General features: G+C 68.5%; 4 protein-coding genes. 1 reads left to right on the top strand and 3 read right to left on the bottom strand.

Going from position 1 to position 4,419, the window contains the following annotated elements; all coding sequences use genetic code 11:
• On the bottom strand, positions 1-2,001 hold a 2,001-nt coding region (locus AC1DYI_RS27780), incomplete at its 3' end, for a molybdopterin-dependent oxidoreductase (RefSeq protein ID WP_477207356.1).
• A gap of 83 nt (positions 2,002-2,084) precedes the next feature.
• Entirely contained in the window at positions 2,085-2,945 is an 861-nt protein-coding gene (locus AC1DYI_RS27775; RefSeq protein ID WP_477207355.1) for a helix-turn-helix domain-containing protein, read from the bottom strand.
• A gap of 114 nt (positions 2,946-3,059) precedes the next feature.
• Between AC1DYI_RS27775 and AC1DYI_RS27770 the strand changes: the two genes are divergently transcribed.
• The gene (locus tag AC1DYI_RS27770) at positions 3,060-3,488 is read left to right on the top strand and encodes a hypothetical protein (protein WP_477207354.1); all 429 of its coding nucleotides are present in this window, start codon (positions 3,060-3,062) and stop codon (positions 3,486-3,488) included.
• 66 nt (positions 3,489-3,554) lie between these two features.
• Here the strand turns inward: AC1DYI_RS27770 and AC1DYI_RS27765 are convergent.
• Positions 3,555-4,419 (bottom strand): N-acetylmuramoyl-L-alanine amidase (locus AC1DYI_RS27765; protein ID WP_477207353.1); only part of this gene is annotated, 865 nt, incomplete at its 5' end.

The raw sequence follows: 4,419 nt of genomic DNA, 5'->3' as shown, positions 1-4,419 counted from the left end.
GATCTGTGCGAGCGCGCCATCGGCCAGGCCCAGCCGCGCGGCATCTGATGGGTGGATCAGCGCGGTGCAGCGCTCGGGGCCTTTGGCGAGCGTGTGCAGGTTGTGCATCCAGCTGTTGTTGCTGCGCACGTCACGCCGGCCAATGATGACCATCTCTGGCGCCGGCTCGGCCAGTCGATCGCGCGCGCGCTGCAGGTCGGCCAGGCACGCCGGTGGTGCCAGCTCGATGCGGCCGCTGGGGGTGCGCAGCATCTCGGGGATGCGTGGCTGCAGCGGCCCTAAGTCGATGCCACCGGGTGCGGCGATCACCTTGTCCAGGTTCAGCCCTTGCGGCTTCAGGCCGAACAGGTCGCCATGCGGGCCCGAGCGCAAGGCCAGGTCCAGCAGCCGGTCCGGCCCTTTGCGGCCGCTGGCGACCAGCGCAGCGAGCACGGCAGGCGCGTGAGCGCCGGCTTGCTTGTTCACCTCTTGCTCCRGCATCGCGTCGTCGAGCGCCAGCACGTCGGCTTGGGCGCCCAGGCCGCGCACGATCGCGATCAGCCGAAGCAGGTTCTGCCACTCGGGCGGCTGGCCCTCGGTGGGCGGGAACACCGGTGGGCTGTAGCGGGCGTGGTTGCGGTGCGAGAACTGCGGGAAGGTCACGTCGTAGTGCTCGTCTTCGAGCGGCGACATACCTGGCAGCACCACGTCGGCATGGCGCGAGGTTTCGTTGAGATAGATGTCCAGGCTGACCATGAACTCGAGCGAGTCCAGTGCCTTGGCCAGGCGCGGGCCGCCGGGCGAAGACAGCACCGGGTTGCTGGCCAGCGTGACCAGGGCCTTGATCTGGTCCTTGCCGGGTGCCTCGATCTCTTCAGCCAGCACCGTCATCGGAAACTCACCCATCACCTCGGGCGCATGGCTGACGCGGCTGGCGTGGCGGCCGGTGATGATGCCGCGACCGATGCCGGGCTTGCCCTGCGTGTTCGGCGCGAACGCCGCGGCATGCGGGAACATCGCGCCGCCGGGTGCGTCCAGATGGCCGGTCAGCACGTTCAGCGTGTCGACCAACCACGACGACAGCGTGCCGAACTCCTGCGTGCAGGTGCCGATGCGGCCGTAGATGCAGGCACGCTCGGTCGTCGCCAGCTGGCGCGTCAGGGCGCGGATTGTTTCGGCCGCGATGCCGCAGCGCGCGGCCACCGCTTCGGGTGTGAACGCGGCGACTGAGTCGCGCACCGCGTCGATGCCCTCGGTCCACTCGGCCAGCCGGCCGGGGTTGGCCAGGTTCTCGGCGAATACCGTGTTGACCATCGCCGCGAGCAGGAAGACGTCAGCCCCGGGTCGGATGAAGTGGTGCGCATCGGCCACCGCAGCCGTTTCGGTGCGGCGCGGGTCGACCACGACGATCTGGCCGCCGCGCGCGCGCAGCGCCTTGGCCTTGCCGCGGAAGTCGGGCACCGTCCACAGGCTGCCGTTGCTGGCCATCGGGTTGGCGCCGAGGATCAGCAGGAAGTCGCTGCGTTCGATGTCGGGCACCGCGATCGACAGCCAGTTGCCGAACATCCAGCCCGAGGCGAGCTGCTTGGGGATCTGGTCCAGCGTCGACGCCGAATAGATGTTCTTCGAGCCCAGCGCCTTGGCCAGGCGGCTGAAGTACAGCACCAGGCTCATCTTGTGGGCGGTGGGGTTGCCCACGCTCAGGGCCACTGCGTCCTTGCCATGGTGCTCGATGATCGGCACCAGCCGGCGCTCGATCTCTTCGAAGGCTTCGTCCCAGGTGGCGGGTTGCAGCTCGCCGTTGCGGCGCACCAGCGGCTGGCGCAGGCGGTCCGGGTCTTCGTGCAGGTCTTTCAGTGCGAAGCCCTTGGGGCAGATGTAGCCGTGCGAGAACACATCGTCCGCCTTGCCGCGGATGGCGATGACCTTGCCGTCGGCCACCTGCACGTCCAGCCCGCAGCAGGCCTCGCACAGCGGGCAGATGCGGTAGCGGGTTTCGATCGTGGCGGCGGCGGTGGTCATGTTTGACTCCAATTCAGGCAGGTACTGGTTATCGCAGCCTGTGGCCGCACTGTCCGTCACCCCGGCGACGCGCGCGGCCCGGGTTAGCCCTGTGACGCCGCTGTCATCGCGGCCAAAGCCTTGGTCGTCGTTTCGTCTGCCGGAAAGAAGGCCTCGATCGCAAGCTCCGACAGCGTCACCTCGACCGGCGTGCCGAACACTGTGATCGTGCTGATGAAGCTGAGCAAGCCGACTGGCGAATGCAGTTGCAGCGGCACGGCGATGTCGACGATGCCGCGCGCCCCAGGTGGTATGGGCGGCGCCTCGGTGTAGCCGGGCGGCAAAGGCAGGGCACGCAGTTCGTCGGCCAGCGCGGCGAGCACCGGGTCGCCGCTGGTCTGGACCTGGTGCGCCAGCCGCTCGAACAGGTGTTCGCGCCAGGCGCCGAAGTTGGCGATGCGAGGGGCCAGGCCCGCGGGGTGCAGCGACGCGCGCAACACGTTGATTGGCGGCGTCATCAGCTCGTCCGGCAGGCCGGCCATGAAGGCCAGGGCGGCGCGGTTGTGGGCGACCAGGTTCCAGTGTCTGTCGACGGCCAGCGCCGGGTACGGGTCGTGCGCATGCAGCACGCGCTGCACCGCGTCGTAGGCCGGCTGCAGGGCCGGGTCGGCCAGCGGGCGCTCGCGGTACATCGGCGCGTAGCCGGCGGCGGTGAGCAGCCGGTTGCGCTCGCGCAGCGGCACATCCAGCCGCTCGGCCAGGCGCAGCAGCATCTCGCGGCTGGGCAGCGCGCGGCCGGTTTCCATGCAGCTCAGGTGCCGGGTCGAGACCTCGGCTTCGCTGGCCAGGTCGAGCTGGCTCCAGCGGCGGAATTGGCGCCAATGGCGTAGCAGTTCGCCCACCGGGGCGTTGGTCGCGCTGGGGGCGCCGGCGGGGGCAGGGCGGGTGAGGGTGGCGGCTTCCATGCACCAACGATAGCGCTGTGCGGCTTGCCCGCCATGACCTGTGAGGTCATCGACGCGCTGACCCGCCACGCCGACGATGGCGCCACCTCGAACCGCAACCCAMAGGAGATGACCATGCCCCGCTTGACCATGACCCCGTTCCTGCGCAACGTGCTGCGTGTGGATGCCGTGCTGAGCGGCCTGACGGCGCTGGCGATGATCGCCGATGCCGAGCCGCTGGCCGCCTGGACCGGGCTGCCCTCAGCTGTGTTGACGGTGCTGGGCGCCGCCCTGTTGCCATGGACGGCGCTGCTGGCCTGGCTGGCTGGTCGCACAGTGGTGGCGAGCGCGGCTGTCGGCGCCGTGGTGGCACTCAACTTCGTCTGGGTGCTGGACTGCGCAATGGCGGCGTTCGGCACTTTCGGCTCACCACTGGGCCTGGGCACCGCGATGCTGGCGGTGCAGGCAGTCGGCACCTTCGTGATCGCCGAGCTGGAATGGATGGCGATGCGGCGTGCGAGCCGCACGTCGCCCGCACACGGCGCGCGTGCGTTCGCCGGTTGATGCGCTGCTGAGTTGAACTCGGGGGCGGACGGGATGTCCGCCCCCGAGGCGTTTCAAAGACTCAGCTCAAGAAGCGCCGATCGAGAACGTCGGCTTCGCGCCGGGGGCGCCCGGGACGAGCTTCTGGCTGCTCGGCGTGCAGGTCACGGTGTGGTCGGCCGGCTTGGACTTCACGTCGTCGATGTCCTTCAGCGTCGTGCGCAGGCCGAAGGTGGCCGCTGGCATCTGCGAAGTCACGTTGCAGGTGAAGGTGTACTTCAACGGCGACGGGGTCTTCTCGCTGTAGGTGATGGTGCCGCCGGTGCACGTCCAGCCCGCCGGGCAGCTGGTGATCTCGACGGTGGCCGTTACCGCGAATTCCGGGTAGCCCTTGTATGGCACCTTGACCGGGATAGGCACGTTCTGCAGGCCGGTGCTGTTTTCGATCTTCGGCACCTTGAACAGCTCGCAGGACTTGCCTTCGCCGTTCAGCCGGTAGCCTTTTTCCACGCCCTTCATCGCCGCGGCGCGGAAGATCGGATCCTGTAGCGCGGCGGCGTCGGTCGCGTTGGTGTGGAAGCCGGCCTCGATGATCACCGAGGGCATCGTGGCCTTCGAGTTTTCGCCCAGGTTGTCGCGCGGGTTGGCGGTCTTCGGAACGGTGTATTCCTCGTAGCCCTCCTTGGCGTGGATCAGCTCGCCCATGTAGCACATCATGTTGTCGGCGAGCTTCTGGTCGGCCGTGCGACCGGAGTGATAGAACCCCCGCGCACCAGTGGCACCGGCTTCGCCGGCGTTGGTGTGCACGTGGATCAGCGTGGTTGCACCGATGAAGTTGGCGAACAGCGGCCGGCTGTTGATGTCCTCATTGCGTTCACGCAGGGGTGTCGTGTCATCGGGCTTGGAATGCCAGATCTCGGGGTGGTCCGGGTAGGTCGCTTCCAGGTAGTAG

The organism is Ideonella sp. P3_A4 (assembly GCF_056403075.1).
The sequence above is the reverse complement of the archived record's forward strand: the minus strand, read 5'-3'. Positions and strand labels throughout refer to the sequence as shown.